This is a genomic window from Nevskia sp., from assembly GCF_051860985.1.
GTDB lineage: Bacteria > Pseudomonadota > Gammaproteobacteria > Nevskiales > Nevskiaceae > Nevskia.
This window is the reverse complement of record NZ_JBIMKV010000015.1, coordinates 15,566-33,420: the sequence shown is the minus strand read 5'-3', so window position 1 is coordinate 33,420 and position 17,855 is coordinate 15,566. Positions and strand designations below refer to the sequence as shown.

Sequence of the window (17,855 nt, the reverse complement as noted above, 5' to 3'; positions counted from 1 at the left end):
TTCTGCGATGGATCGTGGTGCGGGTTTTGCGTGTTCCAAATTCGTGCAGAGACGATGCATGATGGTCTGGTAAAGCCTTGAGTCCGGCCCCAGAGTACCGTTCAGCCCTTTTCAGGAAGTGACCATGCTCAGCGACGAATTGCAGAAAGCCCTTGATGCAGCGTTCCTCGCAGCCCGCAGTGACGGCCATGAATTGTTGACCGTCGAACACCTGCTGCTGGCCCTGTTGTCCGACTCCAACGTCAGCGAAGTGCTGACCGCCAGCGGCGGCGACCTCGACAAGCTCGAGGGCGGCCTGCGCGAGTACATCGCGCAGAACATCCACTCGAACAAGGACGCCGGCGGCAACCAGGAAGTGCAGCCGACGCTGTCGTTCCAGCGCGTGCTGCAGCGGGCCATCTATCACGTCCAGGCGTCGGGCAAGAAGCGTGTGTCGACTCTGAACGTGCTGGTCGCGCTGTTCGCCGAGAAGGACACCCACGCGGTGTTCCTGCTCAACGAGCAGGGCGTGACGCGGCTGGACGTCGTCAACTACATCAGCCACGGCATCGCCAAGAACAACCAGCCGGCGGCGCCGCAGGAACAGCAGAACGAGGTCGACGACAAGGACGACACCGGCAAGGGTGCGGGCAAGTCGGCGCTCGAGCAGTTCGCGGTCAACCTCAACCAACGTGCGCAGAAGGGCCAGATCGATCCGCTGATCGGCCGCGCGCACGAGATGGAGCGCGTCATGCAGACGCTCTGCCGTCGGCGCAAGAACAACCCGCTGCTGGTCGGCGAAGCCGGCGTCGGCAAGACCGCGATTGCCGAAGGCCTCGCCTGGCTGATCACCGAAGGCAAGGTGCCGGAACTGCTGAAGGACGGCATCGTGTTCAGCCTCGACCTCGGCTCCCTGATCGCCGGCACCAAGTACCGCGGCGATTTCGAGAAGCGCTTCAAGAGCGTGATCCAGGAACTGGCCCGCACGCCGGGCGCGATCCTGTTCATCGACGAGATTCACATGATCATCGGCGCCGGTGCGGCCTCCGGTGGCGTGATGGATGCTTCCAACCTGCTGAAGCCGATGCTGGCCAACGGCGAGCTGCGCTGCATCGGCTCGACCACCTACCAGGAATACCGCGGCATCTTCGAGAAGGATCGCGCGCTGTCGCGGCGCTTCCAGAAGGTCGACGTGCCGGAACCGAGCGTGCCGGAAACCATCCAGATCCTCGAAGGCCTGCGGGCGCGTTTCGAAGAGCACCACCAGGTGCACTTCACCAGCGGCGCAATCAAGAGCGCAGTGGAACTGGCGGCGAAGCACATCACCGACCGCCACCTGCCGGACAAGGCGATCGACGTCATCGACGAGGCCGCCGCTCGGCTGCGCCTGCTGCCGGAAGCCAAGCGCCGCAAGACCGTGCAGGTCCGCGACATCGAGGAAACCGTCGCCAAGATCGCGCGCATCCCGCCGAAGTCGGTGTCGAGCAACGACAAGGATCGCCTGGCCACGCTCGAACGCGATCTGAAGCTGGTGATCTTCGGCCAGGACAACGCGGTCGAAACCCTGGCTTCGTGCATCAAGCTGTCGCGCTCGGGTTTGGGCAATCCCGACAAGCCGATCGGCAACTTCCTGCTTGCCGGTCCGACCGGTGTCGGCAAGACCGAGGTCACGCGCCAGCTGGCCAGCCAGCTCGGCATCGAACTGATCCGCTTCGACATGTCCGAGTACATGGAGCGGCACACGGTGTCGCGCCTGATCGGTGCACCTCCGGGTTATGTCGGCTTCGATCAGGGCGGTCTGCTGACGGAAGCGGTCATCAAGCATCCGCATTCGGTGGTCCTGCTCGATGAAATCGAGAAGGCGCATCCGGATGTCTTCAACCTGCTGCTGCAGGTTATGGATCACGGCACGCTGACCGACAACAACGGCCGCGCGGCGGATTTCCGCAACGTGATCCTGATCATGACCACCAACGCCGGTGCCGAGGAATCGTCGCGGCGCGGCATCGGCTTCACCGAGCAGAACCACACGACTGACGCGCTGGAAGTGATCCGCCGCGGCTTCTCGCCAGAGTTCCGCAACCGCCTCGACGCGATCATCCCGTTCGCGCCGCTCGGCAAGACGGAAATCACCCGAGTGGTCGACAAGTTCCTGATGCAGCTCGAGGAACAGCTGGCGGCCAAGCACGTGACGATGGAAGTCGAGCCGGAAGCCCGCGACTGGCTGTGCGAGCACGGCTACGACGTGAAGATGGGCGCCCGGCCGATGGCGCGCGTGATCCAGGAAAACATCAAGCGCCCGCTGGCCGAGGAGCTGCTGTTCGGCAAGCTCGCCCATGGTGGCCGCGTCACCGTCAATGTCACCGACGACGGCAAGATCGGTTTCGAGATCGAAGCGCGCGAGAAGGCGGCACCGACGGCCGAGCCGGCCTGAGAACCCGGCGCTGAAACGAAAAAGCCCGCGAAAGCGGGCTTTTTCTTGGCCGCCGTCTCCGGCTGGGTCGTCGGCGACGGGGCTGCGTTAGTCAGTCGACATGGGGCTCACTGGAGCCCGATTTTTGCCGGGATGACCGCACGGCGAAGCGTTGCGGTCACTTGTCGCGGAAGGTGATCCGGCCCTTGGTCAGGTCGTAAGGCGTGAGCTGCACGGTGACCTTGTCGCCGGTCAGGATGCGGATGTAGTTCTTACGCATGCGCCCCGAGATGTGCGCGGTGACGATGTGACCGTTTTCGAGTTTGACGCGGAACGTCGTGTTCGGAAGTGTTTCGGCGACGATGCCGGGCATCTCGATGTGATCTTCTTTTGCCATCAGGTTGACAACCAGGGGGGTCTTGAAAGGACGCGGCATTATCCGGGAACGTCCTCAGAGTAGCAATGCAAGGATTTCATTCATTTTCCAGACGCTGCCAATGTCCGCCGCGCAGCACCTCCAGCGGCTGGAAGCGGCGCTTGTAATCCATCTTGGCGCTGCCGGACACCCAGTAGCCGAGATAGACGTGCGGCAGGGATTCGGCGCGGGCACGGTCGATCTGGCTCAGGATCGCGTAGGTGCCGAGGCCGCGCGATGTCCGGTTCGGGTCGAAGAACGTGTAGACCGCCGACAAGCCTTGCGGAACCCGGTCGATGACGGCCACCGCGACCAGCTCCTGGGCGAGGCGGAACTCCCAGAATTCGGTCGCCCCCCAGCCGCAGGCAAGGAATTCGCGGAAGGCATCGGCGTCTTCCGGGTCCATGCCGCCATTCTGGTGGCGGGCCGCCAGATAGCGCCTATACAGCGCGTAGTGCTCGTCGGTCAGGCGCAGCGTGATCGACAGTTGCAGATCCTGGTTGCGTTGCCAGCAGCGACGCTGGGCACGATCGGGAACGAATTCCTGACTGAGGATGCGTGCCGACTGGCACGCCCGGCAGTTCATGCACATCGGTCGGTAGGCGTAATCGCCGCTGCGCCGGAAACCCTGGTCGAGCAGCGCGCCGTAGACGCCGGGGTCGAGCGGAAACGCCGGGTCGACGAAAGCGCTGCGGGCGTGCCGATCTTCGAGATAACCGCAGGCGTGGGCGCTGCCCATCAGTAGCCGGAGACTCTGCATGGTCATGCCTCGACCATCCCGCTGCGATGCAGCGGATCGCTCGGCACTGCGATCTCGTAGCACCAGCTGCCGGTTCGCGACGGCTGCTGTACCGACGCGCGCAGCCGGGACAGGAAACGGTCGCGCGGGATTTCGGTAGCCCCCAGCGTTCGCAGATGCTGGGAAGCGATCTGGCAGTCGATCAGTTCGAACGACCAGGCCTTCAGCTGCTGGCACAGCCAGTACAGCGCCAGCTTCGAGCAATCGGTTTCCACCGAAAACATCGATTCGCCGAAGAAGGTCCGGCCGAGCGCCACGCCATACAAGCCGCCGACCAGACGCCCGTGCCGCCAGACTTCCGCCGAATGGGCGTGCCCGGCTTCGAACAGCTCGCGGTAGGCGCGCTTCATGTCCGGTCCGAGCCAGGTCCCCTGGCTGCCGCGACGGCTGGCCGTACAGCCGTCGAGCACATCGGAAAAGGCACGATCGAGGCTCACCGCGTAGTCCGGCTTGCGAATGCGCTTTTCCAGCGAATGAGACACGTGGAAGGACTCGGGCTCCAGCACGGCGCGCGGGTCTGGACACCACCAGAGGATCGGCTCGTTCGGGTTGTACCAGGGGAAGATGCCGGTGGCGTAGGCGCGCAGCAGGCGCGTCACCGACAAGTCGCCGCCGATCGCCAGCAGGCCGTTCGGATCGCGCATGGCGCGATGCGGCGCGGGGAACGCCTGGTTCGGATCGTCCGGATCGAGCCAGTGCAGGCGGACGGGATTATCCATGCCTCAGACTTCCGGAACGTCGGCGCGGCGGTCGCGCTTGTACGGCGAATGGGCGTCGAGCAGCGCTTCGCGCTCGCCGACGTAGTCTCGCTCGCGCTGCAGATGGTCGCTGACTGCGTCGAACAATCGAGTGTCGGCCAGCCAGTGCGCCGAACGGGTGATCTGCGGAATGAAGCCGCGCGCCAGCTTGTGTTCGCCCTGCGCGCCGGCGTCGAAATGCCGAAGCCCCTCGCGAATGCAGTAGTCGATGCCCTGGTAGTAGCAGGTCTCGAAATGCAGACCGTTGTAGTGCTCGGCCGCACCCCAGTGACGCCCGTAGAGCGTGTCGCCACCGCGCAGCAGGATCGCGACTGCCACCATCTCCGCCCCCGTGTATGCCAACACGAGTCTAACGGCGGTGTCGGGCTGTCGCCCGTAGTCGAGAAAGAAATCCTGTGTCAGGTACGGGTACTGGCCGCGCTCGGCATAGGTGTTGGCGTACAGGCGATAGACCTGCCGCCAGCCGGACTCGTCCAGTTCATGGCCGGCGCGGTGCTCGAAGCGGATGCCGGCTTCGACGATCCGCCGTCGCTCGCGCAGGATTTTCTTGCGTTTGTCGCTGCTGAAGGTGGCGAGGAAGGCCCCGAAATCCGCATAGCCGGCGTTGTACCAATGGAACTGCACGTCATGGCGCTCGACCATGCCGGCGGCGGCGCAAGCCGCGAAATCGCGGTCATCGACGAACAGCGCGTGGATGCCCGACAGGCCGCCGCTGCCGGCCAGTGCCGGCAATTGCTTGGCCATCCACTGCCGCGCGGACTCGTCGCGCGCGCCGATCCTGGGGCCGGTGCACGGCGTGAACGGAATGGCCGAGATCAGCTTCGGATAATACGGCCGGCCGATGCGCCGGCTGGCATCGGCCCAGGCGAAGTCGAACACGAACTCGCCGTAGGAGTGGGACTTCAGGTACAGCGGCACCGCCGCCGCGATCCCCTGCTCATCGCTCAGCACCGCGTGGCAGGGCGTCCAGCCTTGTTCGGCGCCGACGCAGCGATGCGCCTCCAGCGCCGCCAGAAAGGCGTGGCGCGTGAACGGATAGCCGGACGGGAACAGCGCGTCCCATTGTGCGGCCGGCAAGGCGGCAGCACTGTCGAGATGCCGGACGCGCATGACGCGGCGGGCGGCGGATGACAGCCGGAAGCGGAGTCCGTCTAGTGGAACGTCAGCGACGCCACCTCGGCCCCGCGCAGCGCCCACTGCACGCAGGTGTCGTGCTCGAAGCGGGAGATCTTTTCCTCTTCCGACGGCGGCGCCGCTTCGGCCAGCCGGCCGTCGGCATCGAACTTGATCGCCGCGCCGGCCGTCTGGATCTTCATCTCGGCGGCGGCCTCGTCGTCCCACGACACCTGCAGGTAGCGGACGCGCCGCTCCGCGAATTCCGGCAACTTGTTCGAGCCGGCGGCGATCAGCGCCGCTTCCTCGGGCGAAAACTCGCGAATGGCGCCGTCAGGGGCGAGCACGAAATGACGCACTTCCATCGTCATGACCAAGCCTCTCGATAAGTGATTGAACTGTCGTAAGAGTGACGCTTCCATCCACGTTTTCAAGTGCGTCCGGGTGGTGATTCCTGCCCTCTCGTCGGTGCCCGGAAGGCGCGGAGGCGGCTGGTATACTCAAACCACCCCCGACGCCTGTTTGCCGTGCCCTCGATCGCTCGATTCTTTCGCTTCGGAAGCAAGAAGCAAGCCGCGCAGCCGCTGCCGCGCAAGGGCGCTGCGGGTGCACCCGCAGCCGATGCCACCTGGATCGAACGCCTGCCGAACGAAGCGGCCCTGCTGGGCAGCGTTGGCGTATCGCTGTTCCTGCTGGTCGCGCTGCTGAGCTTCAGCGCTGACGATCCCGGCCTGTCGTCGTCCGGCGTCGGCAGCAGCACGCGCAATCTGGTCGGCATGGCAGGCGCCTGGATCGCCAACGGTCTGCTCAGCAGCGTCGGCCTGGTCGCCTACCTGTCGCCATTCGCCGTGCTGTGGCTGGGATCGCGCGCCTACCGCGGCTTCGATGCGCCGCTGCACCTGCCGCTGGGCGTGCGGGTGACGGCCTGGTTTGTATCGGCGCTGAGTCTGGCCGGCCTTGCCGCGCTGTACGGCGGCGTCAGCCTGGGCTTGCCGCAAGGCGGTGGCGGGATCGCCGGCAGCCTGCTCGGCCAGGGGCTGACCAGTGTGCTTAATCCGCTCGGCGCAACGCTGCTGCTGCTGACCCTGTTCGTCGTGGCGCTGCCGCTGGCGATGATCTTTTCCTGGCTCAGCGTGCTCGATGCAATCGGCAGCCGCACGCTGGCCCTGTTCGGGCGCTTCGGCCGCCGCGACGATGCCGACGAGTTGCCGCCGGCCGATCCGGACCAGTCGCTGGCCGAGCCGCCGCGCGAAGCCCGCCGGCGCAAGCCGAAGGTGGAACTGGCGCGTACCACGCCGGATCTGGATCTGCCGCTCGACCTGCCGCCGGACCGTCAGCCCTCGCTGATCGGTGCGGCATTGCCTGCAGCCGATGCCGCTGCCGAGCATGACGAGGCCCATGCCCGCTTCGCCGCCGACTTCGGTCATCCGCTGCCGCCGGCGGCCGATGCGGCCGGCGATGATGATATCGACGACGTTGATGGCATCGACACGCCGGCGCCAGCCGTGCGGATCGCGCCTGCAGACGCGAGCGACAGCCCGCCTTGGCTGGCGGATGCGCCGGCGGCGGTCGACATGGCACCGAAGCCGCCCGGCATGGCTCCGGCCGTCGCCGACACCACGCTGGTGATGGTCAAGCCGAAGAAGCCGGCCAAGCCGGATGCCGTGCCGCCGCCGGTGTTCAACGGCGAACCGCTGCCACCGCTGTACCTGCTCGACCCGCCGAAGCCCGGCGGTCGCCGCTATACCGCTGACGAGATCGACCGGCTGTCGCGCGAACTGGAGCGCCATCTGGCCAGCTTCGGCGTCAAGGGCACTGTTGTCGATGCGATGCCGGGCCCGGTGATTACCCGCTTCGAGCTGCAGCCGGCGTCTGGCGTCAAGGGTTCGCAGATCACCAACCTTTCGCGCGATCTGGCGCGCGTGATGTCGGTGGCCTCGGTGCGCGTCGTCGAAGTCATCGAAGGCAAGAGCGTCATCGGCCTGGAGATCCCGAACCAGAAGCGAGAGATGGTCAGCCTGTCGGAAATCCTCGCGTCGACCGCCTACACCAGCGCGCCGTCGCCGCTGACCATGGGCATGGGCAAGGACATTGCCGGCAATCCGGTCGCGGTCGACATGGCCAAGATGCCGCACCTGCTGGTCGCCGGCACCACCGGCTCGGGCAAGTCGGTGGCGATCAACGCGATGATCCTGTCGATGCTGTTCAAGGCCACGGCCGACCAGCTGCGCCTGATCCTGATCGATCCGAAGATGCTCGAGCTGTCGGTCTACGAAGGGATTCCGCACCTGCTGACGCCAGTGGTCACCGACATGAAGGACGCCGCCAACGCCTTGCGCTGGTGCGTCAACGAGATGGAGCGGCGCTATCGGCTGATGTCGGCGCTCGGCGTGCGCAACCTCGCCGGCATGAACAAGAAGGTGCAGGACGGCATCGACGCCGGCGAGCCGATCACCGACCCGCTGTCGAACCTTCCCGACCTGTTCGCCGATGCCGAGCTGGATGGCCCGGTGCTGGGCCCGGCGCTGGAGCCGATGCCGCACATCGTCATCGTCATCGACGAGCTGGCGGACATGATGATGGTGGTCGGCAAGAAGGTCGAAGAGCTGATCGCCCGCATCGCGCAGAAGGCGCGCGCCGCCGGCATCCACCTGATCGTGGCGACGCAGCGGCCAAGCGTCGACGTCATCACCGGCCTGATCAAGGCCAACATCCCGAGCCGCGTTGCCTTCCAGGTGGCCAGCCGCATCGACAGCCGCACGATCCTCGACGAGATGGGCGCCGAAACCCTGCTCGGTCACGGCGACATGCTGTATCGCCCGGTCGGCGCCAGCCGCATCCAGCGTCTGCACGGCGCCTTCGTCGACGACCACGAGGTGCACAAGGTCGTGGCCTACCTCAAGCAGGTCGGCGAGCCGAACTATATCCCGGACATCACCGCCGGCGAGCCGGAAGAGCGCGCCGCACCCGAGCCTTCGGCTGGCGATGCCGAGGCGGACCCGCTGTACGACAAGGCCGTGCAGGTGGTCATGGAGACCCGCAAGGCCAGTGTGTCCTGGGTTCAGCGGCGGCTGTCGATCGGCTACAACCGCGCTGCGCGGATGGTCGAGCAGATGGAAGCGGCCGGCATCGTCGGCCCCAGCGGCCCCGGTGGCAATCGCGAAATCCTGATCCCCGGCGGCCGCGACTGAGGCGCGCCGGCGCCGCGGCAGCCGGGCGTTCGTCCTGCTACCGCAGCACCGACTGCTATGTCAGATTACGGCGCGCTGCGCAACCGGCAGGCCCGGATCGCGCCGTCATCCTGCAGACCACAGAACCGTCACAAGGCTCGAGAGGAGGCATCCATGAAGTCGATTCAGATCGCTGCTGCCGTCACGCTGGTTTCCGTTTTCGCTGCTGGCTGCAAGCCGTCACCGGCCCCGGAAGCGGCCGCACCGGCCGAAGCTGCCGCTGCAGCACCCGCTGCCGCGCCGGCCGAAGCCGCTGTGCTGACGGTGATCAAGTCGGTGGCCATCGATGCGCCGGCCGACGCGGTGTGGATGAAAGCGCGCGACTTCAACAACCTGAACGGCTGGCACCCGGCCGTCGCCAAGACCGAAATCGTCGAAGGCAGCAACAACACCGTCGGCGCCGTGCGCCTGCTGACCCTGGCCGGTGACGCGCCGGCGACGATCAAGGAAAAGCTCACCGCCTTCGATGAGGCCGGCAAGACCTACCGTTACGAGATCGTCGAGGGTGTGCTGCCGGTGACGGCCTACAGCTCGACGTTCGCGGTGACCACCGACGCCAGCGGTAAGGCGATCGCCACCTGGTCGAGCACCTTCAAGCGTGCCGATACCAGCCCGACGCCGGCAGCCGGCAAGGACGACGCGGCGGCAACCACGACCATCGAAGGCGTCTACACCGCGGGTCTCGACAACCTCAAGAAAATCCTCGAGGCGAAGTAAGGCGCACGGCACCGTCCCTGTGCATCTGAAAAGGCCCGCTCGCGGGCCTTTTCTCGTTGGAGCGCCGCGACTCCGATGCCCGCGCTCAGCGGCGCTTCAGCATCCAAGCGATAATTTCCGCACGTCGCGCCGCAACGGCGCCTGGGTTGCTCGGGCCATGTCCAGACTGTCGAGATTGCTGCTGTCGATTCCCTTCTGCACGGCGCTGGCTGTGCAGGCCGATACCGTGCAGGACACGCTGAAGCGTTTCGTCGATGGCGTGCAGACCTTCGAGGCGCGCTTCGACCAGACCCAGACCGACGAGCATGGCGCGGTCACGGCCCGCTCCAGCGGCCGTTTCCTGCTGTCGCGCCCGACCGCCGGCGCCAAGACCGATATCGGCCGGTTCCGCTGGGCCTATGAGAAGCCCTACGAGCAGTTGTCGATCTGCGATGGCGCCAAGCTCTGGGCCTACGATCCGGATCTCAACCAGGCCACGGTCCGCAACGCGAAATCGGCGCTGGCCGGCACGCCGGCGGCGCTGCTGTCGCAGCGTGGGGGGCTGACCGAGGCTTTCGTCGTGCAGGACGGCGGCGGCGACGGTGAAGCGCGCGTCGTGCGCCTGCTGCCGAAGGCGAAGGACGGCGATTTCAAATCGATCGAGCTGTCGATCGACAAGGCCGGCGCACCGCTGCGGATGCGTTTCCAGGACCCGATCGGCGGATCGTCGGAAGTGAAGTTCAGCAATGTCGCGACCAACAAGCCGATCGACGCCGCGCAGTTCCAGTTCACGCCGCCGAAGGGCACCGAGATCGTCGATGGCGATGGTGCGCCGGCGCTGCGCTGATCCCGGCTGGCGCCGCGAACGCCGGTGAATGCCTATGCGCCACTGGCCGAGCGGATGCGGCCACGCACGCTTGATGAGGTCGTCGGCCAGGCCCATGTGCTCGGCCCCGGTTCGCCGCTGCGGGTGGCGATGGAATCCGGGCGCATTCCGTCGATCGTGTTCTGGGGGCCGCCCGGGGTCGGCAAGACCACGCTGGCGCGGCTGATCGCCAACCACTCGGAAGCGCAGTTCCTGACGCTTTCCGCAGTGATGGCCGGCGTGAAGGACATCCGCGAGGCGATGGTCAACGCCCAGATGGAGCGCAATGCGAAGCCGCCGCGACGCACCGTGCTGTTCATCGACGAGATCCACCGCTTCAACAAGAGCCAGCAGGACGCGCTGCTGCCCTATGTCGAGGACGGCACCGTCACCTTGATCGGCGCCACCACCGAGAACCCGAGCTTCGAACTGAACGGTGCACTGCTCAGCCGGCTGCGCGTGTTCGTGCTGCGCTCGCTTGATGCCGCAGCGATCGGTGACTTGCTGAAGCGGGCGCTGACCGACCCTGAGCGCGGCATGGGCGAGGCAGCGGATGCGATTCCCGAGGCCTGGTTCGAACGCATCGCCGACAGCGCCGATGGCGACGCTCGCCGCGCGCTGATCCTGCTCGAGACGGCTGTCGAACTGAGCCGCGCCGCCGGCCGTCAGGACGACACGCTGCTCGATCAGCTGATCGGCCGCGGCCTGCGCCGCTTCGACAAGCAGGGCGAGAACTTCTACGACCAGATCAGCGCGCTGCATAAATCCGTGCGCGGCAGCGATCCGGACGCCGCGCTGTACTGGTTCGCGCGAATGCTCGATGGCGGCGTCGATCCCGGCTATCTGGCGCGGCGCATCCTGCGCATGAGCGTCGAGGACATCGGCCTGGCCGATCCGCGCGCGCAGCGCATGTGCCTCGACGCCTGGGACAGCTACGAGCGCCTCGGCAGCCCGGAAGGCGAATTGGCGCTGGCGCAGGCGGTGGTGTTCCTGTCGGTGGCACCGAAGAGCAATTCGGTTTATCGCGCTTACAAGAACGTGCGCGCGGCGGTCGAGAAGCACGGCTCGCTGGAGGTGCCGATGCACATCCGCAACGCGCCGACCAAGCTGATGAAGGGCCTCGGCTACGGCGAGGGCTATCGCTACGACCACGACGAGGAAGACGGCGTGGCCGCCGGCCAGCAGTTCCTGCCGGATGCGCTGCTCGGCAGCGAGTTCTACAGCCCGAAGCCGCGAGGCCTGGAGATCAAGATCGGCGAGCGGCTGGCGCAACTGCGGACGGTGGCGCGGGGCAAGCCGTCGCGCTGATCGCAGGTGCTGATCACGGCCGGCGAGGGCAGACGGCACGCATCGGCGGCTGGCCGGCGTCATCGGGCCGAGCGCCGCTTCTGGGCCCATCACGCTCGAATGTGTATGATTGCGACGATTCATGCACATGAGGTTTCGCCATGCGAACCAACATCGACATCGACGACGACTTGATGGCCGAAGCGATGGCCGCGACCGGCGCGCGCACCAAGAAGCAGGCCGTCGAAGACGGCTTGCGCCTGCTGGTGCGCATGCAGCGGCAGCAGGAATTGCGCAGCCTGCGTGGCAAGGTGGTCTGGGAAGGCAACCTCGAGGTCAGCCGCCTGTCGGTGCACGAGCCGTCGCGGTGATCGTCGCCGACAGCTCGGTCTGGATCGACTTCCTGAACGGCATCGACGGCCCGCAGGTCGAGCTGCTCGATCGCCTGCTCGATCGCGACACCGTCGCCACAGGCGATTTGATCCTGACCGAAGTGCTGCAGGGCATCCGCGAGGATCGGGAGTTCCGCAGAGTCGCCAGCCTGATGGCGGCGCTGCCGAGCCACGAGATGGCCGGCTACGAGATCGCCCGGCGCAGCGCCGAGAACTACCGGAAGCTGCGTGCCCAGGGCTACACCGTGCGCAAGACCATCGACTTGCTGATCGGTACCTACTGCATCGAGCACGGCCTGACCCTGCTGCATCGGGATCGCGATTTCGAGGTCATGGAGCGCGGGCTGGGCCTCAAGGTCCTGAGGGCGCACGCGGCATGAATCCGTCCATCTTGCTGGCCGTTGCCGCTGGTGGCGCGCTGGGCTCGGTCACGCGTTACGCGCTGTCCGGCCTGCTGCGCAGTGCCGCGCCGGGCTTTCCTTGGGGCACCCTGGCGGTGAACGTGGTGGGCGGCCTGGCGATGGGGCTGATTACTGCCTATGCGATGAGCCGGCCGGCGGCATTGTCCGACACGCTGCGCATCGGCCTGACCACCGGCATTCTCGGCGGCTTCACGACGTTCTCGGCGTTCTCGATCGAAACCTTGCTTTTGTGGCGTGATGGCCAGCCGGGGCTGGCGTTCGCCAATCTTGCCGCCAACGTGGCGTTCAGCCTCGGCGCCTGCGCGCTCGGCTTCTGGCTGGCGCGGCAGCTGGGCTGAGATCAGGGCCGGCGCGGCTATACTTCGCGCCACTTTTCGCTGCCGGAAAACCCCTGCGATGCTTGATCCCAAACGCCTGCGCAGCGACGCCGCTGCCGTTGCCGCCCAGCTCGCCCGGCGCGGCTACGTGTTCGATCTGGCGCGCTTCAACACGTTGGAAGCGCAGCGCAAGCAGCTGCAGACCGAAACCGAAAACCTGCAGGCCGAGCGCAACGCCGGCTCCAAGCGCATCGGTCAGGCGAAGGCGAAAGGCGAAGAGGTGACGCCGATCTTTGCTGACATGGAACGCATCAAGGCGCAGCTGGCCAGCAACGAAAGCGCGCTATCGGCGTTGCAGGCCGAATTCGACGACTTCGCTGGCAGCCTGCCGAACGTGCCGCATGCTTCGGTGCCCGATGGCAAGAGCGAGGCCGACAATGTCGAGATCCGCCGCTGGGGCACGCCGCGAGCCAGCGAGGGGGCCAAGGATCACGCCGATCTCGGCGAGGCGATCGGCCTGATGGATTTCGCCGCCGCCGCCAAGCTCACCGGCGCCCGCTTCACCGTGCTGCGCGGCGGGCTGGCGCGGCTGCATCGCGCGCTCGGCCAGTTCATGCTCGATGTCCACGTCAACGAGCACGGTTATGAAGAGCTGTACGTGCCGTTCGTCGTCAACGGCGCCAGCTTTCGCGGCACCGGCCAGATGCCGAAGTTCGGCGACGACCTGTTCTGGCTCAACAACGTGCCAGGCGAAGGCCAGCAGTGGGGCCTGATTCCGACCGCCGAAGTGCCGGTCACCAATCTGCTGCGCGACGAGATTCTCGACGCGGGCAGCCTGCCGAAGAAGTGGGTTGCCCACACGCCGTGCTTCCGCGCCGAGGCCGGCTCGGCCGGTCGCGACACCCGCGGCATGATCCGCCAGCATCAGTTCGAGAAGGTCGAGCTGGTCATGGCGACGACGCCAGACGCCTCGTACGCCGCGCACGAGGAACTGACCGCGCACGCCGAAAATATCCTGAAGAAGCTGGAGCTGCCGTTCCGCACCGTCGTGCTGTGTACCGGCGACATGGGCGCGAATGCGGCCAAGACCTACGACATCGAGGTCTGGCTGCCGAGCCAGAACCGGTACCGCGAGATCAGCTCCTGCTCGAACTTCGAAGACTTCCAGGCGCGGCGCATGCTGGCCCGCTACCGGCATCCGGAGACCAAGAAGACCGAACTGCTGCACACGCTGAACGGCTCCGGTCTGGCCGTGGGCCGCACGCTGGTGGCGATCCTCGAGAACTACCAGAACGCCGACGGCTCGATCACCGTGCCGGCCGCGCTGCGCAGCTACATGGGCGGTCTCGAACGCATTGGCTGATTTCCGGCAGCCGCCGTCGCCGCCGGAACTGCCGACCCGGCTGACGCTCGTGTGTCCGCTGTGCCGCGCGCCGCTGATGCGGGCGCCGAAGACCTGGGCCTGCGCCAGCCGCCACAGTTTCGACGTGGCCCGCGAAGGCTATGTGAACCTGCTGCCGGTGCAGCAGAAGGCCAGCCGATCGCCCGGCGACAGCGCCGAGTCGCTGGCCGCCCGCCGGGCATTTCTCGGCGCCGGCCACTACGCGCCGCTGCGCACGGCGGTCACCGCAATGCTGGCACCGCTCGATGCCGACACCGTGCTCGACATCGGCTGCGGCGAAGGCTGGTACACCAGCGCGTTTCCGGACGCCGCCCGCGAAGTGATCGGCATCGACATCGCCAAGCCGGCGATCCGGATGGCGGCCAAGGCCTATGGCCTGTCGTGCCCGGACATCACCTGGCTGGTCGGCAGCGGCGCCAGCCTGCCGGTCGAGGATGCGGCCGTCGACGCCATCGCCTGCCTGTTCACGCAGCTGCACGTCGCCGAAATGGACCGCGTGCTGAAACCGGGCGGCCATGTCGTGGTGGTGACGCCAGCGGCCGACCATCTGGCGGCGCTGCGCCGCCGGCTGTTCGAGACGCTGGTCGAGCATCAGCCGGACAAGTTCATCGCCGGCTTCGAGCCGCGCTTCGAGCTGGTCCGGCGCGATGATCTCCGTACCGAGCTGTCGCTGGACAACAGCGCGCTGCGCCAGCTGCTGGCGATGACGCCGTATGTCTGGAAGGCCAAGCCGGAGCGGCGCGCCGCGCTGGAAGCCAGCCCCCGGCTCGATACCGCCGCCGCCTTCAGCCTGCTGCTGTTCCGCAAGCTCGGCTGAGCCGGCCGTTCACGGCACCCAGCGGATCGGCTCCAGCGCCTTCAGCAGGAACGGCATCATCCGGTCGGCCTGATCCCAGCCCCAGCGGAATGCGCGATCGAAATCGGCATCCGACGGCAGCAGGTTGACGGGCGACAGGGTTGGCTCGAAGCGCATCAGCCAGTCGAAGTACGGCCGCTGGCTCGGCAGCTGCAGCTGGATCGCCTGGGTGACCGGCCACAGCCACAGGTGACGGGCATCGAACTGCGGATGGAAGCAGTCGAGCGCCAGATAGAACGCGTTGCGGGTGCCGATGCGGCCGGCCTGCACGCCTTCCCAGGCGATCCGCGCCGGCACGTTGGCAGCCACGCCGCCATCGGCGAACAGCGCCACGTCGTACTGGCGGCGCAGGTCGGCCAGCACTGCGTCGCTGCTGGCATCACGGGCCTTCGGTTCGTACTGCAGCACGGCCGGAATCGCCGCCGACAGGCCGACCGCATCGATCACCCGCAGCTCGCGCGTCGCGGCTTCGCGGCCGAGCACGATCGCCTTGACCACCTTCGGGTTGAAGAAGGTGCCGACCAGCAGCATGCGTTCGGCCAGCAGCCGCGACAGCGAGCGATGCCGCACGCGCGCGCCGACCAGCTCGCGCAAGGTCGCCGGCATGTGGTCGTAGACGCTCTTGCGGACGCCGGCGATCACCGCCTCGTACGGAATCTCCAGGTCTTTCAGGCGCAGCGGCGTGCCGTCCGGGTGGCGCATGTGGCGGGCCATGCCTTCCAGGTGCAGGCGCATCAGGCCGGGCAGGGTATGGGTAGCACCGACATGCGGCGGCGCGAAGATGTCGCGAGTCTTCAGGCTCTTGGCCCAGGCCAGGATCGCGTCGATATCGAGTTCGCGCGAGCGGGTCAGGAAGGCGCCGATCAGCGCGCCGATCGATGAGCCGACCAGGTAGTCGGACGCCTTCTGCTCGGCGCGCAGCCGTGCCGCAGCGCCGATGTAGACATAGCCGGCCCCGCCGCCGCCGCCCATGATCGTGACCAGCGCCTTGCGGCCGACCTCGGCATCCAGTTCGGCTTCGGAGAAATCGTTCTGGTGGCGACGCAGCAGCTGGCGGCGCGCGGTGACCAGGGCCGGATACAGCGCGCGCAGCGCATCGACGGCGCCGCCCAGCCGCTTCTCGGTGATCGCTTCGCGGCGCAGCGGCTTGTAGAGCAGCTTCAGCACCTGCTCGCGCAGCGGCGCGATCAGATCCTGCGCCAGTTCGACATCGGCCCGTCGCGGCGCGCCGTCGATGCCGCCGGGCGCGAACACGTGCAGGCGCGCGAAGCTCAGCAGATAGCGCAGCTGCTGGTACTCCTTCGGTACCAGGAACATCTGCTTGATCAGCACGGCGCGGACCAGCGTCATTTCCATGCGCTGGAGGGTCAGCAGCTGCTTGTCGGTCGGGGCGGTCATGAGGACGAATACAGCAGGATGAGTTCAGCGCCGTTCGACCGGCCAGCCGTCCGATTCCGGCCAGTGCCGGAACGGCCGCACCGCACCGTGTTCGCGGACTTCGGCGACCTTCGCAGGGTCGATCTCGGCATACAGCCAGCGCGGTTCGTTGAGCGGGCCGAGGGCGATCACGCCGTCGTCCGGGAAGCCGCGATCGGGCGGGCCGTAGACGCCGGCCGCGCCGATGTTGACGTCGACCGCTGGCGACCACGCGGCCTCGCCGACGATCGGCGACTGCACGACATAGCACTGGTTTTCCAGCGCCCGCGCCTGCGCGCCGACCTTGACCCGGTAATAGCCGGCCAGCGTGTCGGTGCAGCTCGGCACCAGCAGTACTTCGGCACCAGCCGCGCAGGCGGCACGCGCCAGCAGCGGGAATTCGGAGTCGTAGCAGATCAGCACGGCGAGCTTGCCGAGCGCGGTATCGAACACCTTCAGCGGCGCGGCCGACGAGATGTTCCACTGCTCGCGCTCGAAGCGGGTCATCACGCATTTGTCCTGGTGCTCGATCTCACCTTTGGGCAGGCACAGGAAAGCGCGATTCACATAGCGGCCGTCATCCAGCCACCACGGAAAGCTGCCGGCCAGGATGGTCACGCCGTGCGCCACCGCCAGCCGCGCATGCAGCGCGCGCCAGGCTTCGCGATGGACCTGCATCGCTGCGATTTGGCCATGCAGGTCGGACCGTGTGGCAGCGTCGAGGTGGGCCAGCGACATCGCGCCGTACTCGGGAAACACCAGCAACTGCGCCCCTTGCGCAGCGGCGTCGGCGACCCAGCGCGTCACCAGCGCCTCGACCTCGTCCCACGAGTCGGGCGAGAACACCGGGAACTGCGCGGCGGCCACCGTGAACGCGCGATTGCTCATGGCAGGCGCTTGAGCCAGAAAGTCATCGGCTTGGCCGTCGACTCGGTCTCGCCGATGTCCGGCCAGGAAAAGGTGGTGACGATTTCCGGCGCCTTCGCATACCCACGCTTGCCCCAGAAACGGTCGTTCGGCACGTAGCCGGCCGGCTTCAATGGGTGATCGTCCGGCCGCTGCACGGCGCAGAACGCGCAGACCTTGAGCCCCAGTTCGGCGGCATGCGCTTCGCGCAGCTCGAAGAATTTCACGCCGAGGCCGAAGCCGCGGTATTCGGGCAACAGCACCGATTCGCCGAAGTAGTCGATCTCCTCGACCCGGTGGCCGCCAGCAATGAACGGCGCCTGCGCGTCAGCGCCGGCATCGACCAGCGGCAGCGCCGTCGACGCACCGATGCAGCGGTCACCGTCCCAGACCAGGATAGCCAGACTGCGCGGGCAGTCGATATAGGTCTGCAGGTAGTGCCGCTCGTAGTCGAGCGAGCCTTCGTAGAGATACGGGAAAGCGCGGAACACCTTGATGCGAACATCGGCCAGCGCGTCGAGCTGGCTGGCGATCGCCGCGCCCCGCAGGGATTCGATTCGAAGCTCTGCCATGCCGCGCTCCCGAGCGT

At 66.9% G+C, this 17,855-nt stretch carries 18 protein-coding genes; 10 read left to right on the top strand and 8 right to left on the bottom strand.

What is annotated here, in order from left to right; all coding sequences use genetic code 11:
• The first annotated feature begins 124 nt into the window (after nt 1-124).
• Nucleotides 125-2,413 carry an ATP-dependent Clp protease ATP-binding subunit ClpA gene (clpA, locus tag ACTIGJ_RS14770; protein WP_439641092.1) on the top strand — a complete coding sequence of 763 codons (2,289 nt, stop codon included), beginning with the start codon at nt 125-127 and terminating at the stop codon, nt 2,411-2,413.
• A gap of 157 nt (nt 2,414-2,570) precedes the next feature.
• Here clpA and infA read toward each other — a convergent pair whose 3' ends face one another.
• The 5 genes from infA to ACTIGJ_RS14745 all read right to left on the bottom strand — a co-directional run bounded on the left by infA (nt 2,571) and on the right by ACTIGJ_RS14745 (nt 5,848).
• Nucleotides 2,571-2,789 (bottom strand): translation initiation factor IF-1, encoded by a 219-nt coding sequence (gene infA / locus ACTIGJ_RS14765; protein ID WP_022977766.1) that lies wholly within the window; start codon nt 2,787-2,789, stop codon nt 2,571-2,573.
• A gap of 76 nt (nt 2,790-2,865) precedes the next feature.
• A complete protein-coding gene (locus ACTIGJ_RS14760) occupies nt 2,866-3,573 on the bottom strand; it encodes an arginyltransferase (RefSeq protein WP_439641091.1) in 708 nt (235 codons plus the stop codon).
• The gene (gene aat, locus ACTIGJ_RS14755; protein ID WP_439641090.1) at nt 3,570-4,325 is read right to left on the bottom strand and encodes a leucyl/phenylalanyl-tRNA--protein transferase; all 756 of its coding nucleotides are present in this window, start codon (nt 4,323-4,325) and stop codon (nt 3,570-3,572) included. The genes ACTIGJ_RS14760 and aat overlap by 4 nt, the downstream gene beginning before the upstream one ends.
• A 3-nt stretch (nt 4,326-4,328) precedes the next feature.
• On the bottom strand, nt 4,329-5,474 hold the full coding sequence (locus ACTIGJ_RS14750; protein ID WP_439641089.1) for a GNAT family N-acetyltransferase: 1,146 nt from the start codon (nt 5,472-5,474) through the stop codon (nt 4,329-4,331).
• A 41-nt stretch (nt 5,475-5,515) separates the two neighbouring features.
• Nucleotides 5,516-5,848 (bottom strand): hypothetical protein, encoded by a 333-nt coding sequence (locus tag ACTIGJ_RS14745; protein ID WP_439641088.1) that lies wholly within the window; start codon nt 5,846-5,848, stop codon nt 5,516-5,518.
• Between the two features lie 156 nt (nt 5,849-6,004).
• Here ACTIGJ_RS14745 and ACTIGJ_RS14740 point away from each other — a divergent pair, with 156 nt between their 5' ends.
• The 9 genes from ACTIGJ_RS14740 to ACTIGJ_RS14700 all read left to right on the top strand — a co-directional run bounded on the left by ACTIGJ_RS14740 (nt 6,005) and on the right by ACTIGJ_RS14700 (nt 14,905).
• Nucleotides 6,005-8,668 carry a DNA translocase FtsK 4TM domain-containing protein gene (locus ACTIGJ_RS14740; RefSeq protein ID WP_439641087.1) on the top strand — a complete coding sequence of 888 codons (2,664 nt, stop codon included), beginning with the start codon at nt 6,005-6,007 and terminating at the stop codon, nt 8,666-8,668.
• 153 nt (nt 8,669-8,821) lie between these two features.
• Complete coding sequence (locus tag ACTIGJ_RS14735; RefSeq protein ID WP_439641086.1) at nt 8,822-9,424, top strand: SRPBCC family protein; 603 nt, start codon at nt 8,822-8,824, stop codon at nt 9,422-9,424.
• Nucleotides 9,425-9,581: 157 nt separating this feature from the next.
• Entirely contained in the window at nt 9,582-10,250 is a 669-nt protein-coding gene (gene lolA / locus ACTIGJ_RS14730; protein WP_439641085.1) for an outer membrane lipoprotein chaperone LolA, read from the top strand.
• A gap of 54 nt (nt 10,251-10,304) precedes the next feature.
• A complete protein-coding gene (locus tag ACTIGJ_RS14725) occupies nt 10,305-11,576 on the top strand; it encodes a replication-associated recombination protein A (RefSeq protein WP_439641158.1) in 1,272 nt (423 codons plus the stop codon).
• Between the two features lie 140 nt (nt 11,577-11,716).
• Nucleotides 11,717-11,926, top strand: coding sequence for a type II toxin-antitoxin system VapB family antitoxin (locus ACTIGJ_RS14720; protein ID WP_439641084.1), 210 nt, complete (start codon nt 11,717-11,719; stop codon nt 11,924-11,926).
• A complete protein-coding gene (gene vapC / locus ACTIGJ_RS14715; protein ID WP_439641083.1) occupies nt 11,923-12,327 on the top strand; it encodes a type II toxin-antitoxin system VapC family toxin in 405 nt (134 codons plus the stop codon). Before ACTIGJ_RS14720 ends, vapC begins: the two co-directional genes overlap by 4 nt.
• Nucleotides 12,324-12,707 carry a fluoride efflux transporter CrcB gene (gene crcB / locus ACTIGJ_RS14710; protein WP_439641082.1) on the top strand — a complete coding sequence of 128 codons (384 nt, stop codon included), beginning with the start codon at nt 12,324-12,326 and terminating at the stop codon, nt 12,705-12,707. Before vapC ends, crcB begins: the two co-directional genes overlap by 4 nt.
• Before the next feature lie 58 nt (nt 12,708-12,765).
• Nucleotides 12,766-14,049 (top strand): serine--tRNA ligase, encoded by a 1,284-nt coding sequence (gene serS / locus ACTIGJ_RS14705; protein WP_439641081.1) that lies wholly within the window; start codon nt 12,766-12,768, stop codon nt 14,047-14,049.
• Entirely contained in the window at nt 14,042-14,905 is an 864-nt protein-coding gene (locus ACTIGJ_RS14700; RefSeq protein ID WP_439641080.1) for a putative RNA methyltransferase, read from the top strand. The genes serS and ACTIGJ_RS14700 overlap by 8 nt, the downstream gene beginning before the upstream one ends.
• A gap of 9 nt (nt 14,906-14,914) precedes the next feature.
• Here ACTIGJ_RS14700 and ACTIGJ_RS14695 read toward each other — a convergent pair whose 3' ends face one another.
• Genes ACTIGJ_RS14695 through ACTIGJ_RS14685 form a run of 3 tightly spaced genes read right to left on the bottom strand, consistent with a single transcriptional unit; the run spans nt 14,915 to nt 17,838 of the window.
• Nucleotides 14,915-16,342, bottom strand: a complete 1,428-nt coding sequence (locus ACTIGJ_RS14695; RefSeq protein ID WP_439641079.1) for a patatin-like phospholipase family protein — start codon at nt 16,340-16,342, stop codon at nt 14,915-14,917.
• 24 nt (nt 16,343-16,366) lie between these two features.
• Entirely contained in the window at nt 16,367-17,248 is an 882-nt protein-coding gene (locus ACTIGJ_RS14690) for a carbon-nitrogen hydrolase family protein (RefSeq protein ID WP_439641078.1), read from the bottom strand.
• Nucleotides 17,245-17,838: a GNAT family N-acetyltransferase gene (locus ACTIGJ_RS14685; protein WP_439641077.1), complete on the bottom strand. Its 594-nt coding sequence runs from the start codon at nt 17,836-17,838 to the stop codon at nt 17,245-17,247. Before ACTIGJ_RS14685 ends, ACTIGJ_RS14690 begins: the two co-directional genes overlap by 4 nt.
• Nucleotides 17,839-17,855 lie beyond the last annotated feature (17 nt).

Excerpts from the sequence above, each read along its gene's own strand:
- ACTIGJ_RS14760 (WP_439641091.1), bottom strand. The coding sequence starts at position 3,573 with ATGACCATGCAGAGTCTCCGGCTACTGATGGGCAGCGCCCACGCCTGC.
- ACTIGJ_RS14750 (WP_439641089.1), bottom strand. The coding sequence starts at position 5,474 with ATGCGCGTCCGGCATCTCGACAGTGCTGCCGCCTTGCCGGCCGCACAA.
- serS (WP_439641081.1), top strand. The coding sequence starts at position 12,766 with ATGCTTGATCCCAAACGCCTGCGCAGCGACGCCGCTGCCGTTGCCGCC.
- ACTIGJ_RS14725 (WP_439641158.1), top strand. The coding sequence starts at position 10,305 with ATGCGGCCACGCACGCTTGATGAGGTCGTCGGCCAGGCCCATGTGCTC.
- ACTIGJ_RS14720 (WP_439641084.1), top strand. The coding sequence starts at position 11,717 with ATGCGAACCAACATCGACATCGACGACGACTTGATGGCCGAAGCGATG.
- aat (WP_439641090.1), bottom strand. The coding sequence starts at position 4,325 with ATGGATAATCCCGTCCGCCTGCACTGGCTCGATCCGGACGATCCGAAC.
- ACTIGJ_RS14695 (WP_439641079.1), bottom strand. The coding sequence starts at position 16,342 with ATGACCGCCCCGACCGACAAGCAGCTGCTGACCCTCCAGCGCATGGAA.
- ACTIGJ_RS14690 (WP_439641078.1), bottom strand. The coding sequence starts at position 17,248 with ATGAGCAATCGCGCGTTCACGGTGGCCGCCGCGCAGTTCCCGGTGTTC.
- ACTIGJ_RS14735 (WP_439641086.1), top strand. The coding sequence starts at position 8,822 with ATGAAGTCGATTCAGATCGCTGCTGCCGTCACGCTGGTTTCCGTTTTC.
- lolA (WP_439641085.1), top strand. The coding sequence starts at position 9,582 with ATGTCCAGACTGTCGAGATTGCTGCTGTCGATTCCCTTCTGCACGGCG.
- crcB (WP_439641082.1), top strand. The coding sequence starts at position 12,324 with ATGAATCCGTCCATCTTGCTGGCCGTTGCCGCTGGTGGCGCGCTGGGC.
- clpA (WP_439641092.1), top strand. The coding sequence starts at position 125 with ATGCTCAGCGACGAATTGCAGAAAGCCCTTGATGCAGCGTTCCTCGCA.
- ACTIGJ_RS14685 (WP_439641077.1), bottom strand. The coding sequence starts at position 17,838 with ATGGCAGAGCTTCGAATCGAATCCCTGCGGGGCGCGGCGATCGCCAGC.
- infA (WP_022977766.1), bottom strand. The coding sequence starts at position 2,789 with ATGGCAAAAGAAGATCACATCGAGATGCCCGGCATCGTCGCCGAAACA.
- ACTIGJ_RS14745 (WP_439641088.1), bottom strand. The coding sequence starts at position 5,848 with ATGACGATGGAAGTGCGTCATTTCGTGCTCGCCCCTGACGGCGCCATT.